This is a genomic window from Thiobacillus sp. (assembly GCF_030696885.1).
Taxonomy (GTDB): domain Bacteria; phylum Pseudomonadota; class Gammaproteobacteria; order Burkholderiales; family Thiobacillaceae; genus Thiobacillus.
Window position 1 is genome coordinate 48,625 of sequence record NZ_JAUYRI010000003.1, and the last position, 24,801, is coordinate 73,425.

Genomic DNA, 24,801 nt, shown 5'->3' on the forward strand with positions numbered 1-24,801 from the left:
CCCCCGAGCGAGGGGTCGGCGCCCCCGGCTAGAACAGTTCGTCCTTGGATACGCCGCGCCGGCGCAGCAGCTGCCGCAGCACGCGCAGGGATTCCATCTGGATCTGCCGCACGCGCTCACGCGTCACCTGCAGCTCCAGCGCCAGGTCTTCCAGCGTGCAGGCTTCGCAGCCGTTGAGGCCAAAGCGCCGTTCGATCACCCAGCGCTGCTTGTCGTTGAGCTGCTTGAGCCATTCATGGACGTGGTGCTCGATCTCTTCGATCTGCAGCATTTCGTCGGGCAGGTGGGCATTGTCGTCGGCGATGGCCTCACCCAGCGATAGCGTGGGATCGACGTCGAGCGGCGCGTCGAGCGAGGCGACCCGTTCGTTCAACTGCATGATGCGGCGCACGTCCTCGACCGTATGCCCGGTCAGCGCGGCGATGTCGTCCGAGCTGGCGTCGGTGACGCCATGGGTTTCCAGATGGCGCTTGGCGCGCAGGTAGATGTTGAGTTCCTTGATGATGTGCACCGGCAGCCGGATGGTGCGCGACTGGTTCATGATCGCGCGCTCGATGTTCTGGCGGATCCACCAGGTTGCGTAGGTGGAAAAACGAAAGCCGCGTTCGGGATCGAATTTTTCCAGCGCGTGGATCAGGCCAAGGTTGCCCTCCTCCACCAGGTCGAGCAGGGTCAGCCCCCGGTTGGCGTAGTGCTTGGCGATGTTGACCACCAGCCGCAGGTTGCGCTCGATCATGGTCTGGCGCGCCTCGAAGTCGCCTTCCACCACGCGCCGTGCCAGCGCCACTTCTTCGGTCGCCGTCAGCAGCGGGGCCTGGCCGATTTCGTTGAGGTAGAGCTGGGTGACGTCGACCTGCGGCTCGTCGAGAATGGCCGACGCCAGTTCCTCGTTGGTGTCCTGCGCCTGCAGCTCGGCTTCGGCTTCTTCCTGTGGCAGGTCTTCCTGTTCGTCTTGGGGTTCGGTGCTCATGAACGTTCCGGCAAATAATTCAGAGGATCGAGCGGCTTGCCGTAACGGCGGATCTCGAAATGGAGTTTAACGCGGTCGGCATCGCTGTCTCCCATCAGGGCGATCTTCTGGCCTGCGGCCACGGTGTCGCCCTCCTTCACCAGGATCGATTCGTTGTGCGCGTAAGCCGACAGGTATTCGTCCGCATGCTTGACGATCAGCAGGCGGCCGTAGCCGCGCAGTCCGCTGCCGCTGTAGACCACCTTGCCGGGCGCAATGGCGATCACCGGTGCGTTGCGTTCCCCGGCGATGTCGATGCCCTTGCCACCCGCTGCGCCGAAGCGGCCCAGCACGGTGCCTTCGGCCGGCCACATCCAGGCGACGGCACCGGCGTTCGCAGGCGGCGCAGGCGGCTTCGGCAGCGGGGCTGAAACGGGCGCAGGTGCGGGTAGTGGCGCCACGGCAACGGCCGGCGGACGCGGTGCCGTCGCCTGCGCCCAGTTGGCTTCGGAATACGGCAGCAGCACTGCCTGCGGTTCACGCAGCACCTGCTCCTCAACCAACGGGCGCGCGCTCGGCGCAGCCTCGTCGTCGAGCGGCATGACTTCCACCGCGCCCGGCGGCGGCGTCAGGCGCAGCACCTGGCCGACCAGGATGCGGTCGGCCGATTCGAGCTGGTTCCAGATGGCGACCTCGCGATGATCGAGGCCGTTGGCAAAGGCGATCGCATACAGCGTGTCGCCGCGCTGCACGGTGTGCAGGCCAGTGGTCGACGGCGCGATCTGCGACGGGCGCGGCGTCTCGGCTTTGGCTGCGGTGCGTGTCCCGGTGCGCTCGCTCACCGGCGCCGGTCCGGTCGAGGTGCAGCCCGCCAGCGCCAGCAGCGCGCCCAGCAAGGCGGCCCGAATCGGGAATACAGTGACGCGTCCGCTCATGCCACCCCCGGCAGCAGAGGCACAAACTTCACCCCTTCGAGCAGACGCTCGTTGTATGCGTCGCCCTGGCGTTCCATCACGCACAGCGTCTGGCTGCTGTTGCCAAGCGGCATCACCAGGCGGCCGCCGTCGGCCAGCTGCGCCAGCAGTTCCTGCGGCACTTCGGCGAACGCGGCCGCGATCACGATGGCATCGAAGGGCGCGAAGTCCTTGGCGCCATGCATGCCGTCGCCGTGCTTGGGCTTGACGTTGTTGATCCTGAGTTCGCGCAGCCGCACGCGCGTCTTGCCGACCAGCGCGGCGATGCGCTCCATCGACACCACTTCGCGCGCCAGCTTGGCCAGCACCGCGGCCTGGTAGCCGCAACCCAGGCCGATTTCGAGCACGCGACCGAGCGCGCGGCCGTGCCCGTTCTCGCCGTGGCGCGCGAGCTCAGCCATGCGCGCAACGATATGGGGATTGGAAATGGTCTGGCCGAAACCGATCGGGAGCGCGTTGTCCTCGTAGGCGCGCGACTCCAGTGCCTGATCGACGAACAGGTGGCGCGGCACCGTGCCCATGGCCGACAGCACGGTCTCGTCCCGGATGCCCTGCTCGCGCAGGCGTTCGACCATGCGGCCACGCGTGCGCGCCGAGGTCATGCCGATGCCGCCGCGCAGATTCAAAGTTTCAGCCATGCATTCACGCTGTCCATCTGGCTGAAACGGGTGAGGTCCATTTGCAGCGGGGTGATCGATACATAGCCGTTGTCGACGGCATGGAAGTCGGTGCCTTCGCCCGCATCCTGCGCCAGCCCCGCCGCGCCCACCCAGTAGACGACCTGGCCACGCGGATTGGTCGTCTTCACCACCGACTCGGCCTTGTGACGCTTGCCCAGCCGGGTCACGGTGAGGCCGGCGAGATCGGTCCAGGCGCGGTCCGGCACGTTGACGTTGAGCAGCATCGGCTCGGTCGGCGGCTGCGTCTGGATACGCTGCACCAGCTCGGCCACCACACGCGCCGCAGTGTCGAAATACTTGGCGTTGTGATTGGCGAGTGATACCGCGATCGACGGAATCCCCAGCAGATAGCCCTCAGTGGCGGCGGCCACGGTGCCGGAATAAATCGTGTCGTCGCCCATGTTGGCGCCGTGGTTGATGCCGGAAATCACCATGTCGGGCATGTGATCGAGCATGCCGGTAACGGCCAGGTGCACGCAATCGGTAGGGGTGCCGTTGACGTAATAGAAGCCGCTGGGTGCCTGTCGCAGCATCAGCGGACGGTCGAGCGTGAGTGAATTGGAGGCGCCGCTGCGGTCGCGCTCGGGCGCCACCACGGTGATGTCGGCCAGCGGCGCAAGTGCCTGCGCCAGCGCGGCGAGGCCGGGGGCGAAATAACCGTCGTCGTTGGACAGCAGGATGCGCATCAGCGGTAGCCTCCGGGCAGAGCCGGCATTCGGCGCGGGAATATCATGGCGATGATGCGTACGTCGAACATGGGCCCGATTCTACCATCGGGATTTGATCGATTCAGTCGTATTCGCGGGTGTAAAACGCATCGAAACTGCTCGGCTGGCCGGCTTGGGCTTCCAGCCGCACGCGCGGCGACAGCTGATACAGCACCTTCACCACCTGGTTCAGTCCATCCAGGCTTTGCTCGTAGCTCAGCGTGGCGCGCGAGGACAGCCGCTTGCCGACGCTGACCACAGTGGTGGCAAGGTCATCGCCCTCGCCGCCGCGCACACCGAAGCTGTCGATGCGCAAAGTCTCGGCCAGCTGTGCCTGCATGCTGACCGACTCGGCCTGCGACAGCAGCGCGCCGGCGGCAATCTGCAGCAAGGCGAATTCCTGCTGGCCGCCGTTTTCCAGCCCGTGCCCCAGCACCAGCCAGGCGAGTTTCTCGGTGTCCGGCAGCGGCGGATCGGAATACAGCGTCACCAGCGGCCGCTGCACCGTGCCGCGGACCTGCACGCCGACCTTGACCGTGGGCGTCTTGCGCACCGCCAGGATGTCGAGTCCAGGATTCTCGATCGGACCGATGAAGTTGAGCACACCGCGCTCGATGTCGAGCGTCTGCGCATAGGCGGCATAGCGACCTTCCTCTACTTGGATGCGGCCTTCGCCGCGCAGCACGGTATTGACTGTGAACACGCGCAGCTGGCCGCCGAGGCGCGCATCCAGCCCGCCCCCCTTGAACAGGAAATCCTTGCCCAGGTTGAGCTTGAGGTCGAGCTCCAGCGGGATGCGCTGGGCCGCCGTTTTTTCGGGCGGCGGCCGGCCGACGACGACGACGTCGCTCGACAGCGTGGGCCGGCTGGCTTCGGGCATTTCCAGGCGGGCGCGGTCGGCGGTGAGTTCGCCGGTCAGTTGCAGCCGCTTGGGATCGAGCTGGAGCCGGGTGGCGCCGGACACCACGACGCGGCGATCGCTGCGGTTGGTGACGGCGAATTTCTCGAAGTTGAGCGTGAGCCCCGCCTGCGGGTTTTTCCACTGCGCCTCGCCGCTCACCACGATGCGGCCGCCCCCGCCCTGGATTTCACTGGGCCCGATCAGCTCGCCTTCCTGCACCCGCACGCGGTCGTCGGCCAGCAGCAGCTTCAGCGTGCCATCGCTGATCGCAATGCCCGCTTCCGGCATCGCAAAGCGAATCTGGCTGGCATCGATGCGGCCGTCGATCCGCGGTGCCGCCAGGCTGCCGCTGCCGGTGAGGTTGGCGTTGAGACGCGCGTCGGCACGCATGGTGACCGGCAGGAAGGGACGCAGCAACCGCAGATCGGACACATCGAACTGCGCGGTCCAGGCCAGCGGCGCGCTGCGCGGCAGGGTAAAGCCGGCGCCTACGCGGGCCAGCGTGGCCTGCCCTTCGGCGCGCAACTGGCCGGCTTCGCGGCTGGTCGCCTCGACACGCGCGCTAACCCGGCTGGCCACCGCATCGAGATCGAGTTCGACCGTGGTGAGGCCCAGGTTCAGCACCGGGTCCTTCATCCGCACGTCGCCCGAGTGGCGACGCAGCCGCAGCGTGCCGTCGAGCGTGGTGCCGGCGCGCAGGTTCCAGTTGCCGTTGACCCGGAGATCGGTGGTGAAAGGCGGCGCGGTGTCCAGCAGCGTCAACAGCGGCGCCAGCGGCAGGTTGGCGAGCGTGCCGCTGCTCGCCCACTGCGCGTCTTGCAGGTTGAACTGTTCGACCGTGAGCCGGCCGCCGGCTACCGTCAGCGCCAGCTGGCTCACCTGCTGTTGTTCGCGCGACAGCAACAGCGTGGCCGGCGCCGTCAGAAGCATCGGCCACGGCCCTTCCGCGCGGGCCTGGTTCAGCTGGCCGCGCCAGACCTGCTGTGCATCGAGTCCGCCGGCCAGGCTCGCGGTCACCTGCCAGTCGGGCAGGCGGGCGTCGAGCGTCAACGTATGGGCATTGCGGCGGCCCTGCAGCTTGGCGCGCACGGCGCTCAGGCGCTGCCCGGCCAGCGTGACGCCGCGCGCGTCGAGCTGGCCGGTGAATGCGCCGGTGGCGGCGGCCTGCAAATTGAGTTCCAGGTTCAACGTGTCGGCGGCGATGTCGCCCGGCAGGCGCAGACCGCTGGCCGCGACGGTCGCTTCGATCTGCGGCGCCGCGGGGTCGCCGCTCACGCTGCCGCGGCTGGTCAGGCGCCCGGCCAGGCCCAGGTTCAGCCGTGCCAGCGCCGGCGCATCGATGTCCCAGTTGAGGCGGTCGCCGGCGCGGCCATAGGCGCCGAGCAGTTTCGCCCGGTTGCCGGCCAGATTCAGATCGACGTCGGCGTCGGCGAGATGTTGATTTTCGTAACGCACCCGGCCTTTGCCGCTGACCGGACGTCCGTCGAGATCGCCCGGCGGCAGCGTGAACTGCGCCTGCAGACGCAGCTTGGGTGCCAGCGAACCACTTGCCTCGCCGCGCGCATTGAGCTGCCCGCGCGGAAATTTGCCGAAGCGGGCGGGATTGATTTGCGAAGCATCGAACTCGGCCGAGAACGCACGTCCGGCATCCAGCTGCAGCACGCCCTTCGCCGTCAGGCGGCCGGCCTGGCCGCTGAAGTTCGCCGACTCCAGCCGCAGCGCCGCATCGGCATGGCTCAGCGTGAAGCGGCCCTGGCCCCAGGTTTCGCTGACGTCGGCGTCGAGCGTCTGACGTGTGGCGTCGCCCGCCAGTTTCAAATTCGCCTTGATCCGCGTGGAATTCAGGTCGCGGTGCAGGCCGGCCAGGTTCACGCGTGGGCTGGCGAGGTTCACGCTAAAGCGTCCATCGCGCCATTGCCCGTCGCCGACAAATTGCCCGGCCGCGCCAAGATCGATCGACAGCGCGCTGAAGTCGGCGTGGCGGGCGTCGCCCAGCACCGCGCCGGTGAGGTTGGCGAGCGGCAGCCGATCCTGGTCGACGCGCCCGGCCAGCCGGTTCGACAGGCTGAAGGTGCCGAGCAGGCGCTCGTCGGGCCGGCCTTCGAACACGCCGGAAAACGCAAGGTCGGCGCGCGGCGCATCCGCCGCAAATTGGCGCGGGTCGATGCCCTCGCCCGCCACCAGCAGGCGCGGCAGGCGCACCGGCTCGAAGGGCGCCGCCTGTCCGTCGGCCATCACGGTCATGCCTTCGGCCAGCGCGTCCAGCCTGAAATCGATCGCCGCCAGTTCGCCGGTCAGTCCGAGCGTGGCCTCGGTCGGTACCGGCGTGCTGCGAGTGGCGTTGAACTGCCCCTGCAATTTGAACGGCGCGTCCTTGTGGATGCCGAATTTTCCCGCCACGTCCGCCCACGGCGTGCGGGCTGCAGCCGTGAAGTCGAAGCGCTCGCCGCGGCCATCCACGGTGCCGCGCAGCGCGCTGAACTGCAGCGTCTGCCCGGCGTCGACGACATCGAGCGTGGCCACGTCCCACGCGGCCACGCGGATGTCGAACAGCCAGCGCAGCGTGACGGGATAAGCGGGTGGCGTCGGGTCCTTGGCCAGCGTCTCCACCTGCGCGTGTTGCGCTGCCAGCAGGTCGATCTCGATCAGGCGGTGCCACAGCGAGCGCGGCTGCCACTCCAGCTTCACCTGCTGCAGGGTGATGCGCTGGGTGTCCGTGGTGAGCGTCATTTTCCGGATATGAACCGACGTGGCCAGATGGCCTTCCACGCCTTCGAGCACCAGGCGACCCTCGCTTAGCGGGGTGGCCTGTTTCGCCAGCCAGACAAAGCCGGTGGTCGTCGTGGTCAGCCACAGCATCAGCAAACCCAGCAGCGTCACGCCGGCCAGCAGCGCCCCCAGTGCCCAGGCCGCGCGCTTCAAAACAGCACCCCGAGCGAGAAATGCAGGCGGAATTTTCCGGTGGCTTCGCCGTAGGCCAGGTCGAGGTTGATCGGCCCTACCGGCGAACGGTAGCGCGCGCCGACGCCGTAGCCGAACACCGGCGACAGCGCGGCCGGGGTGTCGGCCGCGTCGCCCGCGTCGACGAACACGGCCATGCCCCAGTTGCCTTCGAAGAAATGGTTGTATTCGACGCTGCCGGTGGCCAGGTGCCGCACCGAGGCCACGCCCCCTGCCAGCGTGCGTCCCAGGCTCTGGTAAGCGTAGCCGCGCACCGAGTTGTCGCCGCCGGCGCGGAACAGGAAATCGGTGGGGATGCCGTCGCGCGTGTCGGCCAGCACGCTGCCCCATTCGCCGCGCAGGATCAGCCGGCCGTTGTCGCCGGCGCGGAAATACTGGGTATGACGGCCATACAGACGAACAAAGCTGGTGTCGGACAGCAGCGCCTCGCTCGCGCCGCCGCCCTGCAGCGTCAGCACATAGCCACGACGCGGATAGAATGCGCGCCCGACCGTGCGCTGGGTCCATGCATAGTTGGCGGTCAGCGCCTGATTGTTCGAACTGACCACATCGCCGATGGTCTGTTCTTCCGTCTGGTATTGCAGGGACAGCGTGGTTTCGATCTGGCCGCGCGTACGGGTGCGCTTGGCGACCAGCACATTGCCGCGCGTCTCCTGGCCTTCGATGTCTTCATGCTTGATCTGCGCGCCGAGGCTGTTTTCATAGCCGCGTGCGTTGCGCGGCCAGGCCAGTTCCACCGCACCGGTCTGGCGGTCGGTTTCCAGGCGCCCATCGAGCTTCAGGCGCAGCCCGCGGTTCGCAACGTCGCGATGTTCCCACGCCGCCTGCACCCGCGCGCCGGTGTCGGTGCTGACCCCGACGCCCACGCTGAACAGTTTTTGCGGCCGCTCCCTCACCTCGACAATCACCGGCACCGCTGCCGCCAGCGCCGGATCGGTTTCGATGCGCACCGTGGCCTGCGCGTAGTAGCCGCTCGTTTCCAGCGCCATCTGATAATCCAGCAGATCCTGCTGGCGATACGGCTGGCCGGGTTTCATCGGGCTCAGGTTGCGAACGATCGATTCGGGATAACGCTGGCTGCCGCTGATGACCGGCTCGCCATAAAAAAACGCCGGGCCGCTGTCGACCCGCACGCTCAGGTCCGCCGACTGCGTCTCCGGATCGATGCGCGCCTCGCTCGCCGCCAGTTGCGCCGCCGGATAACGGATCGTCAGCAGCGGGCCCAGCAGCGCGACCTTGGCGGCATTCCAGTCGGCCTGGCGAAACGGCATGCCGACTTCCAGCGTGAAACTGCGCTCGGCACGCGTGCGCAACCACGAGCGGTCCGTCTCGGCCAGCGCGCCAATGAAGTCGATCGTCACCGAACGCACGTGGGTGCGTGGCCCCGGCGTCACCGCATAGCGCAGCACCCCGTCGTCACCCACCCGTGTCAGCGTGCTGTCGATCTGCGGCGAAAAATAGCCTTCCGTCGCCAGCAGTTCGCGCGCCGTGTCCGCACTCACGCTGCGCAGCCGTTCCAGTTCTGCCTCGTCCAGCGTCTCGCCCTGCCGTGCCGCCCGTGCGGTTTCCAGGTGCTGCGTCAGCAGCGCCTTGAGTTCTTCCGGTGCGTCCACCTCCACCGTCAGGGCGTGCGCCGGCAGCGCTGCGAGCGCGGCAAGAATCAGCAGGACGTGGAAAAGGCGGGCAGGCAAGGGAAATCCAGCGGGGGTGATCGTCAAGTCATTCTAGGGGGTGCGGTGATTCGGACAAAGTCATGACCGAAGCAGCCGGCGACTTCCACCGAGGCAGAGCCGGCTCATAAATTGACATGACCCCGATACGTGCCAGGTTCAGACAGACCCGTTTTTCCTGCCGGTGACGCAGAAGCGCTGCCGCTGCAAGCCACGCCATCCCATGCAAGCGTTGCCTGCGAAACCCCGGTGCCTCGGTCATTCCGGGGCGGCCGCTGGTAGGGAGAAAAATCAGGTTCACCACCCATCCGTCTATTCCGCTGACCGATTGGATGCCCCCTGCCGTCCTGCAGGGTGACATCGTCCTGATGGGCTCGCGCTTGCCATCGGAGCGGTGTTCGATCTCCTCCCCATACAGAAAATCAGATTTTTCCTACAAGCCCGGCAGCAGGCCAAGGCGGCCGCCACGCAGACGCCCGGCGGCGTCCAAAGCGCACAACGGGGTCATGGTGACCCCGCTGCGGTAGATGCGACCTGCCGAGCCTGATCAGGCGGCTTGCGCGATCGCCTTCTCGAAGCTGAACACCCCGTCCTGCGCGTCGATGCGGATCGTGTCCTTGGCGGCGAAGCGGCCGGACAGGATTTCCTTCGCCAGCGCGTTTTCGAGTTCGCTCTGGATCGCACGCTTGAGCGGCCGCGCGCCGTAGATCGGATCGAAACCGGCCTTGGCGATTTCGGCGAGCGCGGCATCGGTGATGTCGAGTGTCATCTCCATCTGCGCCAGGCGGTTCTCCAGGCCCTGCAACTGGATGCGCGCAATGCTGGCGATGTGCGACTCCGACAGCGCGTGGAACACCACGACCTCGTCGATCCGGTTAATGAACTCGGGGCGGAAGTAGGACTTCACTTCGCCCAGCACGGCAAGCTTGATGACCTGGTAGTCGTCGCCGCTCATGCTCTGGATCATTTGCGAACCCAGGTTCGACGTCATCACGATCACGGTATTGCGGAAGTCGACGGTGCGGCCCTGGCCGTCGGTCAGGCGGCCGTCGTCGAGCACCTGCAGCAGCACGTTGAAGACGTCCGGGTGCGCCTTTTCCACCTCATCCATCAGGATGACGGAATAGGGCTTCCTGCGCACCGCCTCTGTTAAATAGCCGCCTTCTTCATAGCCGACGTAACCAGGCGGCGCGCCGATCAAGCGGGCGACCGAATGCTTCTCCATGAATTCGCTCATGTCGATGCGGATCATGTGGTCGGCGGAATCGAACAGGTATTCGGCCAAGGTCTTGCACAGCTCGGTCTTGCCGACGCCGGTGGGGCCGAGGAACAAAAACGACCCGAGCGGCCGGTTGGGGTCGGACAGGCCCGCTCGCGAACGGCGAATCGCGTCCGACACCACACGCACGGCCTCGTCCTGCCCCACCACGCGGCTGTGCAGCTTGTCTTCCATGTGCAAGAGCTTGTCGCGCTCGCCCTGCAGCATCTTCGACACCGGTATTCCAGTCGCCCGCGAGACAACCTCGGCGATTTCCTCGGCGCCGACTTCGGTGCGCAAGAGCTTGAACACGGGCTTGGTGTCGGCCGATTCGGCGTGCTTCAGCTGCGCTTCCAGCTGCGGCAGTTTGCCGTACTGGATCTCGGCCACCTTGTCGAGCTTGCCCTGGCGCTGCAGGTCAACCATTTCGCCGCGCAGCTTGTCGATTTCTTCCTTGATGTGGGCGCTACCCTGTACCTGGGCTTTTTCGGCCTTCCAGATTTCTTCCAGATCGTTGGATTCGCGTTGCAGCGCCTGCAACTCGTCCTCGATCAGTTGCAGGCGTTTTTTGGACGCCTCGTCCTTCTCGCGCTTGACCGCTTCGCGCTCGATCTTCAACTGGATCATGCGGCGGTCGAGCTTGTCCATCACCTCGGGCTTGGAGTCGATTTCCATCTTGACCCGCGCCGCGGCCTCGTCGATCAGGTCGATCGCCTTGTCGGGCAGGAAGCGGTCGGTGATGTAGCGGTGGCTCAATTCGGCGGCAGCGATGATCGCCGGGTCGGTGATATTGACGCCGTGGTGCAGTTCGTATCGCTCCTGCAGGCCGCGCAGGATCGCGATCGTCGATTCGACGCTGGGCTCGTCGACCAGCACCTTCTGGAAGCGGCGCTCGAGCGCGGCATCTTTTTCTACATATTTGCGGTACTCGTCGAGCGTGGTGGCGCCGATCAGGTGCAGCTCGCCGCGCGCCAGCGCCGGCTTCAGCATGTTGCCGGCGTCCATCGCGCCTTCGGCTTTGCCGGCGCCGACCAGGGTGTGCAGTTCGTCGAGGAAGACGATGTAGCGGCCCGGATCCATCGCCAGTTCCTTCAGCACGGCCTTCAGCCGCTCCTCGAATTCGCCGCGATATTTGGCACCCGCCAGCAGCGCCGCAAGGTCCAGCACCAGCACCTTCTTGCCTTTCAGGGTCTCCGGCACTTCGTCATTGACAATGCGCTGCGCCAGGCCTTCGACGATCGCGGTCTTGCCGACGCCGGGCTCGCCGATCAGCACCGGGTTGTTCTTGGTGCGGCGCTGCAGGATCTGGATCGAGCGGCGGATTTCATCGTCGCGTCCGATCACCGGGTCGAGCTTGCCTTCGCGTGCACGCGCAGTCAGGTCCTGCGTGTATTTGGTCAGCGCCTCGCGCTGGCCTTCGGCTTCCTGCGACTGCACATTCTCGCCACCGCGCACGGCCGCAATCGCCTGCTCCAGCGCGGCTTTCTGCACGCCGTGCTGCTTGAGCAGCCGGCCGGTCTCACCTTTGTCGTCCAGCGCGGCCAGCAGAAACAGCTCGGACGCGATGTAGGCGTCGTTGCGCTTCATCGCCTCCTTGTCGGTCAGGTTCAGCAGGTTGTTGAGTTCGCGCGAGATCGACACCTCGCCACCGTGGCCTTCGACCTTGGGCAGGCGGGTCAGCGCCTGGGTCAGCGCCGCTTTCAGCGCGGGCACCTGGCCGCCGGCGCGCGACAGGATCGAGCCGGCGCCGGCGCCCTCTTGGTTGAGCAGCGCGAGCAGCAGGTGCTGCGGCTCGATGTAGGTATGGTCGCCGCCGACGGCCAGGCTCTGGGCGTCGGAAAAGGCTTGCTGGAACTGGGTGGTGAGCTTGTCAAAACGCATGGGGGGCCTCGTGCTAAGGTATATTCTTACCACGCCAAATAGTGGCGTTTTTGCTCATTTCAACCCGCCATGTCCGAATTGAACGAAGAAAAGGTCCTGACCGACGTCACACGCGCGCTGGAAGAAGACGTCGGCAGCGGCGACCTCACCGCCCGCCTGATCCCGCCGTCGCGCACCGCGCACGCCCGCGTGATCACCCGCGAAGCCGCCGTGATCGCCGGCCGGCCGTGGTTCGACGCCTGCTTCAAGGCGCTCGACCTCGGCGCCATCATCGACTGGCGGATCAACGAGGGCGACAGCGTGGAAGCCGGCAGCGTGCTGGTCGAAATCAGCGGCAACGCCCGCGCCCTGCTGACCGCCGAGCGGCCCGCGCTGAATTTTCTGCAGACGCTGTCGGGCGTGGCCACCGCCACCCGGCCCTATGTCGACGCGGTGCAGCGCACCCAGGCCGCCGTGATGGACACCCGCAAGACCCTGCCCGGACTGCGCATCGCCGAAAAATACGCGGTGCGAATGGGCGGCGGACAGAACCAGCGCACCGGGCTGTACGACGGCATCCTGATCAAGGAAAACCACATCGCGGCGGCAGGCGGCATTGCGCCGGTGCTGCAGGCCGCCTTCAGCCTGGCTGAAGGCAAGGCCAGCGTGCAGATCGAAGTGGAGACGCTGACACAACTGGGCGAAGCGCTGGATGCCGGCGCAACCCTGATCCTGCTCGACAACTTCAGCCTCGATGCGATGCGCGAAGCGGTGGCGCTGAACGCCGGCCGCGCGCAGCTGGAGGCCTCGGGCAATGTCACGCTGGACAATGTGCGCGCGGTGGCGGACACCGGTGTCGACCGCATTTCCATCGGCAGCCTCACCAAGCATGTCCGCGCGGTGGATCTGTCGATGCGCATCGACACGCTGTAAGCCGGACGCGCGCGCCACTGCAACGTCCGGCCGACATGATCGAAGTCGTGCGCGCCCGCTACGACGACCCGGCGCACGCCGCCGCGCTGGTCGAGCTGCTCGACCATTACGCGCGCGACCCGGCGGGCGGCGGCCACCCGCTGTCCGATTTCGCCCGCGCCCACCTCGCCGAAGCGCTCGCCGCGCGGCCCTTCGTCTTTAGCGTTCTGGCCTGGGGCGATGGTGCCCCGGTCGGCCTCATCAACGCGATCGAAGGCTTTTCCACGTTCGCCTGCGCCCCGCTCGTCAACGTGCACGACGTGGTCGTCATCGACAGCCACCGCGGACGCGGCATCGCAGCGCGACTCTTCGCCGAGGTGGAAGCGATCGCACGCGAACGTGACGCGTGCAAGCTCACACTCGAAGTGCTTGCCGGCAACGCTGCTGCGCGCGCGCTCTACGAAAAACTGGGATTTGACGACTACCGGCTCGACCCGGCACTGGGCGAGGCGCGGTTCATGCAGAAGTGGCTGCGCTAAGTACACGCTGATTAATTCAAAAAGTGTCATTGCGAGTGCAGCGAAGCAATCCAGAAAGCCAGCGGAATCAACGAACGCTGGATCGCCACGGCCCTGCGAGCCTCGCGATGACAGAAAAAATCAGCGCTTTCCTGAGCTAATCAGCCCAGCCAGATCAAGGACGCCATACGCCCGGTCACGCCATCGCGGCGATAGGAATAGAAGGCGTCCGCTTCATTGAAGGTGCAGCGTCCGCCGCCGTACACCGCCTCCACCCCGGTGTGGCCGAGACGGATGCGCGCGAGGGCATAGATATCGGCCAGCCATTTGCCCGGCGCGTGCGGCACAAAGGCGGCGGCCGCCTCGGGATGCTGCGCGACGAAGGCCGCGCGCACCTCGTCACCCACTTCGAATGCCTGCGGGCCGATGGCCGCGCCCATCCAGGCCATCACCTCGCCCGGTGGCACCTGCATTGCAGCGACCGTGGCTTCCAGCACCCCGTCTGCCAGCCCGCGCCAGCCGGCATGCGCGGCCGCCACCACGCTGCCGGCCCGGTCGCAGAACAGCACCGGCAGGCAGTCGGCAGTGAGCACCACGCAGACCTGCCCGGTTTCGCGGCTAAACGATGCATCGGCTTCGGGAGTGGGATCACGTCCGGCTTCGATCACGCGGGCGCTGTGAACCTGGCGCAGCCAGGCCGGCTCGGCCGGCAACTGCCGGCGCAGCTGTGCGCGGTTGGCCGCTATATGGGCCGGCTCGTCGCCGACGTGATCGCCGAGGTTGAAACTGGCCCACGGCGCCTGACTGACGCCGCCTGTGCGCACCGTCATCAGGCCATGCACCCGTGCGGGCGCGGGCCAGTCCGGCAGGATCACCCTATTTGGCCCAGATCGTGTTGTCGCGCAGGGCAGCAAGCAGCGAGGCAAAATCCGGCGGCAACGGGCATTCCCAGTGCATGGATTCCTGGGTCACCGGATGGATCAGGCCCAGTCGTTCGGCGTGCAATGCCTGGCGCGGGAAGGGAATCTTGTGATGGCTGCGTCGGCTGGCGCTGTAGACCGTCTCGCCCACCAGCGGATGGCCGATGTGCTGCATGTGCACCCGGATCTGGTGGGTACGCCCGGTTTCCAGCTTGCAGCGCAGCAGCGTAAAGCCGGGGAAGCGCTCGACCACGTCGTAATGCGTGATGGCTTCCTTGCCCATGCTGTGTACGGTGCGCTTGGTGCGGTTGTGCGGGTCGCGCGCCAGCGGCGCATTGACGGTGCCCGGCCGGTCGACCTCGCCATACACCAGGGCAAGATATTCGCGTTTGACCGTGCGCGCCTGCAACTGGCGCACCAGGTCGGTATGCGCCCGGATCGTCTTGGCGACGACCAGCAGGCCGGAGGTGTCCTTGTCCAGCCGGTGCACAATGCCGGCACGCGGCAGCTCGGCCACCTGCGGCACCCGGTGCAGCAGCGCGTTCAGCAGCGTGCCGTGGCGGTTGCCGCTGCCGGGATGCACCACCAGGCCCACCGGCTTGTTGATGACCAGCAGCATCGAATCCTCGAACACCACGTCGAGCGGGATCGCCTCCGGCGCATCCGGCGTGGCGTCCGGATCGGGCTCGACCTCGACCCGCACCGACTCGCCGCCGTTGACCTTCATCCGGGTGGTGCCCCAGGCGTCGTCCACCGCGATCTTGCGCGCGCGGATCCAGTTCTGGATGCGATTGCGCGAGAACTCGGGCAGCATGGTCGCCAGCGCCTGGTCCAGGCGCTGGCCGCCCTGGGCGTCCGGAATCACCAGCTCGCGGACGCCGGTTTCCGTATTTCCCTTATAATCGTCGGACAAATTTTCCGTGTCTGTTCCCATGCTCAAGCAATGCTTTTCCGGTTTTAATGCGTTCATGCAGGCGCCTGGTCTCAAACGGGCGTGCGGAGGTGCCCTGCTCGTCGCCACGCTGGCCCTGGGCGGCTGCGGCCTGCTACCCGAGGTTCAGGATGAAACCGCGGGCTGGTCGGCGCAAAAACTCTACGCCGAAGCCAAGGATAACCTCAACGGCGGCAACTACGAGCGCGCGATCAAACTGTTCGAAACGCTGGAATCGCGCTACCCCTTCGGGCGCTACGCCCAGCAGGCCCAACTGGAAGTCGCCTACGCCTATTACAAGGACAACGAGCCGATTTCCGCCATCGCCGCCTGCGACCGCTTCATCAAGTTACACCCCAATCACCCTAACGTCGATTACGCCTACTATCTGAAGGGCCTGGCGAATTTTAATGACGACCTCGGCCTGCTCGGCAACCTGGTTGACCAGGACCTGTCCGAACGCGATCCGCGCGCCGCGCGCGACGCCTTCCTGGCATTCAAGGAGCTGGTCACCCGCTTCCCCGACAGCAAATACGCCGAGGATTCGACCGCCCGCATGAAATACCTGGTCAACGCGCTGGCCAGCCACGAAGTCCACGTCGCCAAGTATTACCTCAAGCGCGAAGCCTGGGTGGCCGCCGCCAACCGCGCCAAGGAAGTCCTGAAAACCTATCCCGAAGCCCCCGCGCTGGAAGAAGCGCTGGCAATCATGGTCGTGTCCTACGACAAGCTCAAGCTCAACGACCTGCGCGACGACACCCTGCGCGTCCTGACGCTCAACTTCCCCAACAGCAAGTACACCAAGGGCGTGAACATCGAGGGCAAGCCGTGGTACCGGTTCTGGTAAGAGCCCCGCGATGCCGGCCATCGAAGCCGGCTGCGGGTCTTGCATGAAGCGGCACGGCTAAATCGCGTCGAACTCGGGCCAGCCCTCGCACGATAACGCAGGTAAGTCACCCACCATGAAGCGCGCTCAACTCGCCCTCGTCATCGTCGCAAGCCTGATCCTCGGCGCCTGCACGACTGCCCACCCGCCGCTTCCGACCGTCCCGGCGGTCAACCTGGATCGCTATGTCGGCACCTGGTATGAGGTCGCCCACCTGCCCAACTGGTTCCAGAAAAAATGCGTCGCGGACACCCGCGCGACCTATCGGCAGGAAGATGCGCAGATTGCGGTGCTGAACGAATGCCGCACCGCGGCCGGCACCTTCGATCAGGCGAAAGGCATTGCTCACGCGGTGGAAGGCAGCCGCAACGCCAAGCTGCGGGTAAGCTTCTTCCGGCCGTTCTACGGCGATTACTGGATACTGGCGCTCGACCCGGACTACCGCTGGGTGCTGGTGGGCGAACCGGGGCGCGACTATGCATGGATTCTGGCGCGCACCCCGCAACTCGACGCGGCCACACTGGAGGCGCTGCTGGCGCAGGCGGCGTCACTGGGCTTCGACCGCCAGGCTTTCCAAATGACACCGCACACGCAGCCCTGAAAATCGTGGTTCGCGGTATTCCGCAGGATGCACAACCATGCCGGAAACGATAAGTGAGTCGGCCAAACTAATCCAAAGCCTGCACAACCCGGCCTGCTTCAATCACGCGGCCGGCCCGGTCCGGGTCATCGAAACCCATATCTCCTGGGTTCTCCTCACCGGCGAATTCGCCTACAAGATCAAGAAGCCGCTCAACCTCGGCTTCCTCGATTTCAGCAGCCTCGACAAGCGCCTGCACGCGTGCTGCGACGAAGTGCAACTCAACCGGCGGCTCGCGCCGGCCATCTATCTCGACGTCGTCCCCATCACCGGCACCCCGGCCGCCCCGCGCATCAACGGCAGCGGCGCGACCTTCGAGTACGCCGTGAAGATGAGGCAGTTCCCGGTGGACGCCACGCTCGACCGACTCGACGCAGCGGGCGGCCTGACCGCGCACCATGTCGAAGCCATCGCCGCCACCCTTGCCCGCTTCCATTTCGAAGGCTGCGCACGCGCCGCGTCAGACAGCCTCTGGGGCACGCCGGAAAAAATCCGGCAGCCAGTGGTGCAGAACTTCGAGCAGATCGCGCCGCGCCTTGACGACCCGGCCGACCAACACAGCCTCGACGCCCTGCAGCGCTGGAGCGAAACCGAACATGCCCGGCTCGCCCCGCTCATGGCTGCGCGCAAGCGCGACGGTTTCGTGCGCGAATGCCACGGCGACCTCCACCTCGGCAACCTCGCCTGGGTCGACGAGCAGCTGCTGGTGTTCGACTGCATCGAATTCAATCCCGAGTTGCGCTGGATCGACATCCAGTCCGAAGTCGCCTTCTGTTACATGGACCTGCTGCAGCGCGGCCATGCCGACTGGGCCTGGCTGTTCCTCAACCGCTGGCTGGAAGCCACCGGCGATTACGCGGGGCTCGTGCTCTTGCGCTACTACGCCGTCTACCGCGCATTGGTGCGCGCCAAGGTCGCCGCCATTCGCACTGCGCAGACCTCAGGCCAAGAGCGCGCTGCCGCGCTCGCCGAAGTGCGCACGCTGCTGAACCTGGCAAGCACCCTGACCCACGCCCAGCCCATGCGCCTCGACATCACCCACGGTCTGTCCGGCTCCGGAAAGACCACCGTCACGCAAAAACGGATGCAGACGCCAGGCGCCATCCGCCTGCGTTCAGACGTCGAGCGCAAGCGCCTCGCCGGCCTCGATGCCCTGGCGAAAAGTGGCTCCGGCGTCGGACGGGATTTATACGCAGCCGATGCCACGCGCCGCACCTATGCCCATCTGGCCAGGCTGGCGGGAGAAATCCTCGACACCGGCTGGCCGGTCATCGTCGACGCCACCTTCACCGCACGCTGGCAACGCGACCTGCTGCGCGAAGTGGCGCACACCCGCAACGTCGAATTCCGCATCCTCGATTTCCCCGTCCCCGTCGCCACCCTGCGCGAACGCATCGTCCAGCGATCACGCGCTGGCAACGACGTCTCGGAGGCCGACCTCGCCGTGCTGCAGCATCAACTCGAGTCCGAAGAGCCGCTCGACACCGACGAGCAGGCAGACATTGTCGGAATCGACACGTAATTGTGCAAGTGTGTGCCAGAGCCAGTTTAAATAACGGCGTGGCGTATTGATTTTCAGGGCTGGGGGGCGTGCGCAGGCTTAATGAACTCGATAACCCCGCGCAAAATCAAGTCCGCAAGTTATTGTTGAATTCGATTTCGTTCAGGTCCGAGCCAAGTGCTCGTCGACCGGTTGAATCCGCAGCCAAGAACAGAAGTTTCTGCTGGTAATGGCGAGCGTCCATTCATCGGCCAAAGGCGACAACTACCTTTCGATTGACCGCGTCCGCTGTAGTCGCAAGACCGGTCGTTGGCTCGCCTCTCGCTCCGGAACGACCGCTTCCCTCAGTTCGGACGGCAGAACCCGACCCTAAGCGGTCGGTCATGCATCGTTCGTCCTACGTCCTCTCAACCATCGAAAGGAGTCATACACTGCGTACTCCTTAGGTGAAACTTTCTGCCATGCCGAGTCCATTAACGGTGCTTCGTTGCTGACTACCGACGGAGGGCCGACACCTCGATTGAAGCCATAACACCTCCGCAACTACGACTAAAGTTGTATATCTATTTTAAAACCTCTGTCCTAAGCTGATTTCTTCAACTACAAGCATGATTTATCTGCTCATGGCCGCCTCTCACTCGAGCACGCCCAAGGAGGGCTCGACGATAGGCGCAATCGATCGGCGTCACGAGTTCGCGCCAGCGTCGCGTCCGAATTGACTGGCGTAGCGGGAAGAACAAGCGGATTGACGCTGCTGCGGCGACTAGCCAACCGAGGTGAGGAAAAATCGAAATGATATTTCAAATGCTTAAACGAATACTTCTCGTCGCTTTATTGTTCCACTCTGCTGAGTCATTCTCGGGTCCCGGCCCTATTTATGGAACGGTGTATGGCTATGACGGCAAGCCGTTACCTGAGGCCAGGGTTCGTGCCTTCGATGAAGATGAGCTCCAATCGGGCGGAATCGGCCCCAGAGTTAACCGAGATGAAAAAATGGGCGAAGCCATCACGGACAAGGAAGGCAAATATCGGATTACCTACACGAGTTACGATGAAAAACATTGGGATGGCCCAAAGACACAGTTTCATACCAATTGGCGGCCGGATGTTTACCTCGTTGTTGCGATACAGCAGGACTATAACAATCAGAAGCACTGGTCTAAACGATATGTTTCTAAAGTACACATGAATCACCCCATGAGAGATCCACTCAAAATCGACATACGTCTCCCTCCCGGAAAGTGCGGGGCGGGTGAGCCGCTCAACTGCTCGATTCCTTGGCTCGCCAAAGTAATCGAACCCCATCATTGGATCACGGGGGGGACTGGCAAAATTCCTGGTCTCTTTAATAACGCCTGCAAACGCCACGACTATTGCTATCGGCATGGCTTCCTGACTTACGGTAAGTCGAAGGCGAAATGCGATAAGGATTTTATGGACGACATGTCGGATGCCTGTACTAGCAACAATCGGGCGGCACATGTCCTCACCGCGGGTCTATCTACGTCCGCCTGTCTAGCGACTGCTGGTGAGATGTTTGGAGCAGTAAGCTTGCTTGGGGACAAGGACTTTCGTAAAAAGAATGGGTCCATTTGTGAATACGAAGGGCCTCAGCAACCAATAAGCGGCGGGGCTGGATCAAGAGATAAACAAGATCGTCTTCGGTGAGCCTTGTTTCAACGGGAATTTTGACTGGAGCGACGATGACCGTTCATATGTGTGGCGTATTACACAGAGTGATTGCTGGGGCCGCGTTTGCGTTGTCGACCACTCTTTTGTCGGGTTGTGGAACGGTGCAACCGTCCAGTGATGTCACCCAAGATGTAAGACTCGAGGAGGTGTGGAAAAGCCTTGAAAAGAAAGGGTATACACGCAATGCTGATCTGTCGTCCAAGATACGTCCTGCTGTAATAATTCAGACCACAAGTCGTGGGGCCGACAATCGCCCCGTGCCAGAAACGACACCCATTGTCTTTCTCGGGGGAGCAGACTGCTTCCCCGATGCGAAGACAGACGAAAGCGCTGTTCCTGACATTGCGGCCGGGGGCACCAACAGTAAAGTGCTAGTTCTGGAAGCTCAACTGATAAAGAACGTCCTGCCGAGCTTGAAAGTTGATGCCTCCATGGTTGACACCTTCTCGCTGGTTCTTACGGACATGAAGACTGTGCTGATACCGCGCGCCGAACTGATGAACATGGCAGACACTTGTAACAAAATTCTCGACCAGACGTTAAAGCGTGGCGATCAACTGGCATGGTTTAAGATCGTTAATGAGGTGGTCGCCGCGGAGGGCATCACGCTTGATGTGACCTGGACGGCTAAAGGCGGTGCCAATATTGCCTATCAGAAGAAGTTGGCGGAGATCGTTGCCGGCCCCACCGCAACATTTGCCCCTAGCTTAATTAGCGAGCGCCGCGCCAGCCTCAAGACCGACAAGCGCATCGTTCTCGGATATAAGACACGCACCGTCGAGGAGATCAAGAACTAATGATCTGGAGAAGAACCATCTAGGATCCACGATCTTGACGGGAGAGAGTCATGGATGGAATCAGTTCGAGATTGCTACGGGGAGGTTGGGGGCCAGTTCGATGGATGAGTTTTTTATCATTAGCTGCATTCGTGGCTAGCAGTCTGTCCAGCGTTCAAGCCGAGTCGTTTGGCGCGCGCGACATCTGGCATAAGGATGACGCAGCAGGGCAATCCGAGCGAACAGCGGCTAAATTCATCCTTCAACTGATCGAAGGTCAGCAGCAGCGCCGGGTAAGCATGGATCACACGTTTCGCACTGGCGATGAATTCCAGTTTGTGCTCACGCCCAATCGAGAAATCTACCTGTACGTTGTCAACATCAATCCCAAAGGCGTGGCCAGCTGTGTTTGGCCATCGGAAACGCAAAACACGAATAACCGGCTGGCCAAGGGTGCCGAAACGCGGATACCCACATCGGGAACCTTCCAATTTAGTGGCGCGACCGGTGAAGATTGGTTGTTGGTGATTCTGTCCCCATTTAAACAACGTCCAAACCTGGATCGATTACAGCGCGAATTGCCGGATTATCGGAAAGCGCCGGGGCATGTGGTCGAGTATCCCGAAATCCACATCCCGCCCCGCAAGTTCGGTGCTAGAGGTAATCCGGGCTTGACGGATGATCCGATATCAACTGATCCTGCCACCTATGGGGCACAGAGGAGCTCTGGCGAACGAGTGCTGGTCTATCCGTATCTATTGCAGCATCAGCCAAGGAATGGTGACAAGAAGCCACCTCCTTCATGAAGTTCCTTCGATATCTCATGCTTGCAGTGCTCACGTTAACGCTGCCATCACACGCCTTTGCTGTGGATAAGCCTGACGTGTTTGTAACACTAGAGGAAATAGGAAAAACCGTAAATGCCCTTGCCTTCTCCTTGGACGGCCGCCTTATAGCATCTGGAGGCGGGCCCTACATTACGCTGTGGAATGCGGCGAGCGGACGTGAGCTTCGAACGCTGACAGATCAAGGAGGAGAGATCCTTAGCGTCGCGTTTTCGCCGGATGGCCGCATGCTCGCGTCGGGGAGTAACGAGGATGGTTACTACTTAATCAAACTGTGGGACGCGGCGAGCGGGCGAGAGCTTCGGACGCTGCGAGGCCATACTGCAAGTGTTTTGACTGTTGCCTTTTCCCCGGATGGCCGCATGCTGGCGTCGGGGGACAGAAACAATACGGTCAAACTGTGGGACGCGGCGAGCGGGCGAGAGCTTCGAACTCTGAAAGGCCGCAATGTAGGCCTTTCGAGAGTTGTCTTTTCCCCGGATGGCCGCATGCTGGTGTTGGGTGACACGGTCTTGGATGTCCCGAATGGGCGTGAGCTTCGGACGCTGAAAGTACCAGGGAGATCGGTAGCATCCCCGGATGGTCGCATGATGGCGTCGCTGAGCGCAGACAACACAATCAAGCTGTTGGACATGGCAAGCGGGCGTGAGCTTCGAACGCTGACAGGTCATAGAGGGGAGATCCTTAGCGTTGACTTTTCCCCGGATGGCCGCGTGCTGGCGTCTGGGGATAGAGACAACACGATCAAACTGTGGGACGCGGCGAGCGGGCGAGAGCTTCGGACGCTGCGAGGCCATACTGCAAGTGTATTTACGGTTATCTTTTCCCCGGATGGCCGCGTGCTGGCGTCGGGGGACAGAAACAATACGGTCAAACTGTGGGACGCGGCGAGCGGGCGAGAGCTTCGAACTCTGACAGGCCACGCTGCAGATCTTCCGACATTTGTCTTTTCCCCGGATGGCCGCATGCTGGCGTCGGGGAGTGGAGGCACGATCAAACTGTGGGATGCGGCGAGCGGGCGAGGGCTTAGGGCTTTAAAAGGTCATAAATGGGGGATCCTTAGCCTTGCCTTTTCCCCCGATGGCCGCATGCTGGCATCATCTGCGCGTTGGGACCAGACAATCAAACTGTGGGACACGGCGAGCGGGCGCGAGCTTCGAACGCTGAAAGGTTATCGAGCGCGTGAGGTTCATAGCCTCGCCTTTTCCCCGGATGGCCGCATGCTGGCATCGGGGAGTAGGGACGGCAGGATCAAACTGTGGGACCCCTCGAGCGGGCGTAAGCTTCGAACGCTAAAAGGTCATAAAACGCGTGATGAGGTTCATAGCGTCGCCTTTTCCCCGGATGGCCGCATGCTGGCGTCGGGGAGTAGGGACGGCACGATCAAACTGTGGGACCCGTCGAGTGGGCGTAAGCTTCGAACGATTCATTTCAGCGGATTCATGAGTACTGTTGCCTTTTCCCCGGATGGACGCATGCTGGCCTCCGGAAACTGGGGCGGCACGATCAAACTGTGGGACACAGCGAGCGGGCAAGAGCTTCGGACGCTGGACTGGCAGCATGGAGGGGTCGACAGTGTCGCATTTTCCCCGAATGGCCGCGTACTGGTGTCGGGGGGGGCGGGGGATAGCCCGATCAAGCTGTGGGATACTGAAAGTGGGAAATTGCTTCGCACGTTTAAAGTCGGCTCTTATGTGCGGCCGTTCGGACTCGAAGCCTATGGTCCTGTAACCAGTGTCGCATTTTCCAATGAGGGTATGCTGGCGTCGGGCGGCAATGCCGTGCGGCTGTGGGATGTCAATAGCGGCGCCGAGCGCGTCAAGCTAATCAGCCTGAGTGATGGCGGTTGGCTTGCTATTACCCCCGAGGGCTACTACGACGCCTCACCCGGTGCCGATAAGTATGTCAATGTCCGCATTGGCAACCAAGTATACGGTGTTGATCAATACCGTAATCGCTTCTATCGCCCCCTTGTCGTGCAGGCAGCATTGGCGGGCAAGCCGATCACCGATCTGGCCAACATCGCCAATGTTAAACCGGCTCCCTCGGTCGCCATCGTTGACACTCCCTTAATGGTGGATAAGGAAGAGGTGAAAGTACGTGTTCATGTGACCGACCAGGGCGGCGGCATTGGCGATGTTCGGTTTTATCTCAATGGCACTCTGGTTGGCCAGGTACAGAGCCGCGATATTCTGTTGAGAAGTAACACCGATACCAGCAAAGGGCACACCCTAACATATAACCTTAAGCTCGTAGCCGGCAAAAACGCGCTCCAAGTAATCGCGTTCAATGCCGAGAACTCCATGCAAAGTATCGAAGCCGTGCATACAATCAAGGCACGGATCGCCGATTTTTTGCCGACTCTGCATGCATTGATTATCGGAATCGACGAATACGACAATCCGAAATACAAACTCCAGTATGCAGTTGCTGATGCGGTTCTGATAGAGAAAACGCTGAATGACAACGCTGCAAAGTTTTACAAGAATCGAGTTCGCATTCAACGCCTCACGACTCGCCCCAAGACCACCAAAGATGTAATTCTCGCGGCGCTTAAGGGCTACCGAATACAGGTCAAGCCAAACGATGTATTCCTCTTCTTCATCGCTTCCCACGGAACGATTGATCATGGGGAGTTTTACCTCCTTACATCGAATGTTGACTCCGTGTCGAGCCACATACTGCGCGCTTCTGCCTTGAGCCAGAAAGACATTACGAGCGCGATCGCCAACATCCCAGCAACCAAGAAAATTGTGCTCATAGATTCCTGCAACTCCGGCAAGCTCGGTGACGCAATTCAGGTGGCACTCCTGACACGTGGGCTCAGCGAAGAAACGGCACTCAAACTGTTGGGGGAAGCGGTTGGCTCGGTGCTGCTGTCGGCTGCCACCTCGCAACAGCAAGCGATTGAAGGCTACAAGAGCCATGGCCTTTTCACTTACGTGGTGACCGAAGGGATGAAAGGCGCGGCCGATGAAAACCGAGACGGCTTTGTGTGGACCAATGAGCTCGTTGGTTACGTTGATTCACAGGTCCGATCTATATCGGAGAGCCACTTCGGACAGAAACAATCCCCTACAACGGGATTGACTGGCATCTTTCCACTGACGAAAACGCACTAACACAGCGATGTGGGCGGCAGCAGACATGACTGGCATCCGACCGCTCAAGAAACCGTGAGCGGACCGCTTACCTTGCTAGGTATAGGGCCGCTTTGGCC

The 24,801-nt window shown here is 63.1% G+C and carries 18 protein-coding genes; 9 read left to right on the top strand and 9 right to left on the bottom strand.

The features are described from left to right. Positions 1–28 precede the first annotated feature (28 nt). The 7 genes from rpoS to clpB all read right to left on the bottom strand — a co-directional run bounded on the left by rpoS (position 29) and on the right by clpB (position 11,981). Positions 29–970, bottom strand: a complete 942-nt coding sequence (gene rpoS / locus Q8R61_RS00365) for an RNA polymerase sigma factor RpoS (RefSeq protein WP_305533329.1) — start codon at positions 968–970, stop codon at positions 29–31. Then, entirely contained in the window at positions 967–1,884 is a 918-nt protein-coding gene (locus Q8R61_RS00370; RefSeq protein ID WP_305533330.1) for a peptidoglycan DD-metalloendopeptidase family protein, read from the bottom strand. The genes rpoS and Q8R61_RS00370 overlap by 4 nt, the downstream gene beginning before the upstream one ends. After that, positions 1,881–2,561, bottom strand: a complete 681-nt coding sequence (locus Q8R61_RS00375) for a protein-L-isoaspartate(D-aspartate) O-methyltransferase (RefSeq protein WP_305533331.1) — start codon at positions 2,559–2,561, stop codon at positions 1,881–1,883. The genes Q8R61_RS00370 and Q8R61_RS00375 overlap by 4 nt, the downstream gene beginning before the upstream one ends. Further along, positions 2,546–3,289 carry a 5'/3'-nucleotidase SurE gene (gene surE, locus Q8R61_RS00380; RefSeq protein ID WP_305533332.1) on the bottom strand — a complete coding sequence of 248 codons (744 nt, stop codon included), beginning with the start codon at positions 3,287–3,289 and terminating at the stop codon, positions 2,546–2,548. Before surE ends, Q8R61_RS00375 begins: the two co-directional genes overlap by 16 nt. A 103-nt stretch (positions 3,290–3,392) precedes the next feature. Continuing rightward, positions 3,393–7,133 carry a translocation/assembly module TamB domain-containing protein gene (locus Q8R61_RS00385; RefSeq protein ID WP_305533333.1) on the bottom strand — a complete coding sequence of 1,247 codons (3,741 nt, stop codon included), beginning with the start codon at positions 7,131–7,133 and terminating at the stop codon, positions 3,393–3,395. After that, the gene (locus Q8R61_RS00390; RefSeq protein ID WP_305533334.1) at positions 7,130–8,863 is read right to left on the bottom strand and encodes an autotransporter assembly complex family protein; all 1,734 of its coding nucleotides are present in this window, start codon (positions 8,861–8,863) and stop codon (positions 7,130–7,132) included. The genes Q8R61_RS00385 and Q8R61_RS00390 overlap by 4 nt, the downstream gene beginning before the upstream one ends. Before the next feature lie 526 nt (positions 8,864–9,389). Then, positions 9,390–11,981, bottom strand: coding sequence for an ATP-dependent chaperone ClpB (gene clpB / locus Q8R61_RS00395; protein WP_305533335.1), 2,592 nt, complete (start codon positions 11,979–11,981; stop codon positions 9,390–9,392). A 69-nt stretch (positions 11,982–12,050) separates the two neighbouring features. Between clpB and nadC the strand changes: the two genes are divergently transcribed. After that, on the top strand, positions 12,051–12,893 hold the full coding sequence (gene nadC, locus Q8R61_RS00400; RefSeq protein ID WP_305533336.1) for a carboxylating nicotinate-nucleotide diphosphorylase: 843 nt from the start codon (positions 12,051–12,053) through the stop codon (positions 12,891–12,893). A gap of 35 nt (positions 12,894–12,928) precedes the next feature. Further along, positions 12,929–13,411: a GNAT family N-acetyltransferase gene (locus tag Q8R61_RS00405; RefSeq protein ID WP_305533337.1), complete on the top strand. Its 483-nt coding sequence runs from the start codon at positions 12,929–12,931 to the stop codon at positions 13,409–13,411. Positions 13,412–13,551: 140 nt separating this feature from the next. On the opposite strand, the gene pgeF is transcribed toward Q8R61_RS00405, so the two are convergent. Both pgeF and rluD read right to left on the bottom strand, forming a co-directional pair. Beyond that, positions 13,552–14,220: a peptidoglycan editing factor PgeF gene (gene pgeF, locus Q8R61_RS00410; protein ID WP_305533338.1), complete on the bottom strand. Its 669-nt coding sequence runs from the start codon at positions 14,218–14,220 to the stop codon at positions 13,552–13,554. A gap of 46 nt (positions 14,221–14,266) precedes the next feature. After that, positions 14,267–15,244 carry a 23S rRNA pseudouridine(1911/1915/1917) synthase RluD gene (rluD, locus tag Q8R61_RS00415; RefSeq protein ID WP_305533339.1) on the bottom strand — a complete coding sequence of 326 codons (978 nt, stop codon included), beginning with the start codon at positions 15,242–15,244 and terminating at the stop codon, positions 14,267–14,269. A gap of 34 nt (positions 15,245–15,278) precedes the next feature. Here rluD and Q8R61_RS00420 point away from each other — a divergent pair, with 34 nt between their 5' ends. The 7 genes from Q8R61_RS00420 to Q8R61_RS00450 all read left to right on the top strand — a co-directional run bounded on the left by Q8R61_RS00420 (position 15,279) and on the right by Q8R61_RS00450 (position 24,703). Continuing rightward, a complete protein-coding gene (locus tag Q8R61_RS00420; protein WP_371133525.1) occupies positions 15,279–16,088 on the top strand; it encodes an outer membrane protein assembly factor BamD in 810 nt (269 codons plus the stop codon). Between the two features lie 115 nt (positions 16,089–16,203). Further along, a complete protein-coding gene (locus Q8R61_RS00425) occupies positions 16,204–16,728 on the top strand; it encodes a lipocalin family protein (protein WP_305533340.1) in 525 nt (174 codons plus the stop codon). 37 nt (positions 16,729–16,765) lie between these two features. After that, positions 16,766–18,289: a bifunctional aminoglycoside phosphotransferase/ATP-binding protein gene (locus tag Q8R61_RS00430; protein WP_305533341.1), complete on the top strand. Its 1,524-nt coding sequence runs from the start codon at positions 16,766–16,768 to the stop codon at positions 18,287–18,289. A gap of 783 nt (positions 18,290–19,072) precedes the next feature. Beyond that, entirely contained in the window at positions 19,073–19,936 is an 864-nt protein-coding gene (locus Q8R61_RS00435; protein WP_305533342.1) for a hypothetical protein, read from the top strand. A gap of 35 nt (positions 19,937–19,971) precedes the next feature. Further along, positions 19,972–20,757 carry a hypothetical protein gene (locus tag Q8R61_RS00440; protein WP_305533343.1) on the top strand — a complete coding sequence of 262 codons (786 nt, stop codon included), beginning with the start codon at positions 19,972–19,974 and terminating at the stop codon, positions 20,755–20,757. Between the two features lie 50 nt (positions 20,758–20,807). Next, complete coding sequence (locus Q8R61_RS00445) at positions 20,808–21,542, top strand: DUF4384 domain-containing protein (protein ID WP_305533344.1); 735 nt, start codon at positions 20,808–20,810, stop codon at positions 21,540–21,542. A 17-nt stretch (positions 21,543–21,559) separates the two neighbouring features. Beyond that, on the top strand, positions 21,560–24,703 hold the full coding sequence (locus Q8R61_RS00450; RefSeq protein ID WP_305533345.1) for a caspase family protein: 3,144 nt from the start codon (positions 21,560–21,562) through the stop codon (positions 24,701–24,703). Positions 24,704–24,801 lie beyond the last annotated feature (98 nt).

Bases quoted from the DNA above. Each gene is read 5' to 3' on its own strand.
- rpoS (WP_305533329.1), bottom strand. From the start codon at position 970: ATGAGCACCGAACCCCAAGACGAACAGGAAGACCTGCCACAGGAAGAA.
- Q8R61_RS00370 (WP_305533330.1), bottom strand. From the start codon at position 1,884: ATGAGCGGACGCGTCACTGTATTCCCGATTCGGGCCGCCTTGCTGGGC.
- Q8R61_RS00375 (WP_305533331.1), bottom strand. From the start codon at position 2,561: ATGGCTGAAACTTTGAATCTGCGCGGCGGCATCGGCATGACCTCGGCG.
- surE (WP_305533332.1), bottom strand. From the start codon at position 3,289: ATGCGCATCCTGCTGTCCAACGACGACGGTTATTTCGCCCCCGGCCTC.
- clpB (WP_305533335.1), bottom strand. From the start codon at position 11,981: ATGCGTTTTGACAAGCTCACCACCCAGTTCCAGCAAGCCTTTTCCGAC.
- nadC (WP_305533336.1), top strand. From the start codon at position 12,051: ATGTCCGAATTGAACGAAGAAAAGGTCCTGACCGACGTCACACGCGCG.
- Q8R61_RS00405 (WP_305533337.1), top strand. From the start codon at position 12,929: ATGATCGAAGTCGTGCGCGCCCGCTACGACGACCCGGCGCACGCCGCC.
- pgeF (WP_305533338.1), bottom strand. From the start codon at position 14,220: ATGACGGTGCGCACAGGCGGCGTCAGTCAGGCGCCGTGGGCCAGTTTC.
- rluD (WP_305533339.1), bottom strand. From the start codon at position 15,244: ATGGGAACAGACACGGAAAATTTGTCCGACGATTATAAGGGAAATACG.
- Q8R61_RS00420 (WP_371133525.1), top strand. From the start codon at position 15,279: ATGCAGGCGCCTGGTCTCAAACGGGCGTGCGGAGGTGCCCTGCTCGTC.
- Q8R61_RS00425 (WP_305533340.1), top strand. From the start codon at position 16,204: ATGAAGCGCGCTCAACTCGCCCTCGTCATCGTCGCAAGCCTGATCCTC.
- Q8R61_RS00430 (WP_305533341.1), top strand. From the start codon at position 16,766: ATGCCGGAAACGATAAGTGAGTCGGCCAAACTAATCCAAAGCCTGCAC.
- Q8R61_RS00435 (WP_305533342.1), top strand. From the start codon at position 19,073: ATGCTTAAACGAATACTTCTCGTCGCTTTATTGTTCCACTCTGCTGAG.
- Q8R61_RS00440 (WP_305533343.1), top strand. From the start codon at position 19,972: ATGACCGTTCATATGTGTGGCGTATTACACAGAGTGATTGCTGGGGCC.
- Q8R61_RS00445 (WP_305533344.1), top strand. From the start codon at position 20,808: ATGGATGGAATCAGTTCGAGATTGCTACGGGGAGGTTGGGGGCCAGTT.
- Q8R61_RS00450 (WP_305533345.1), top strand. From the start codon at position 21,560: ATGCTTGCAGTGCTCACGTTAACGCTGCCATCACACGCCTTTGCTGTG.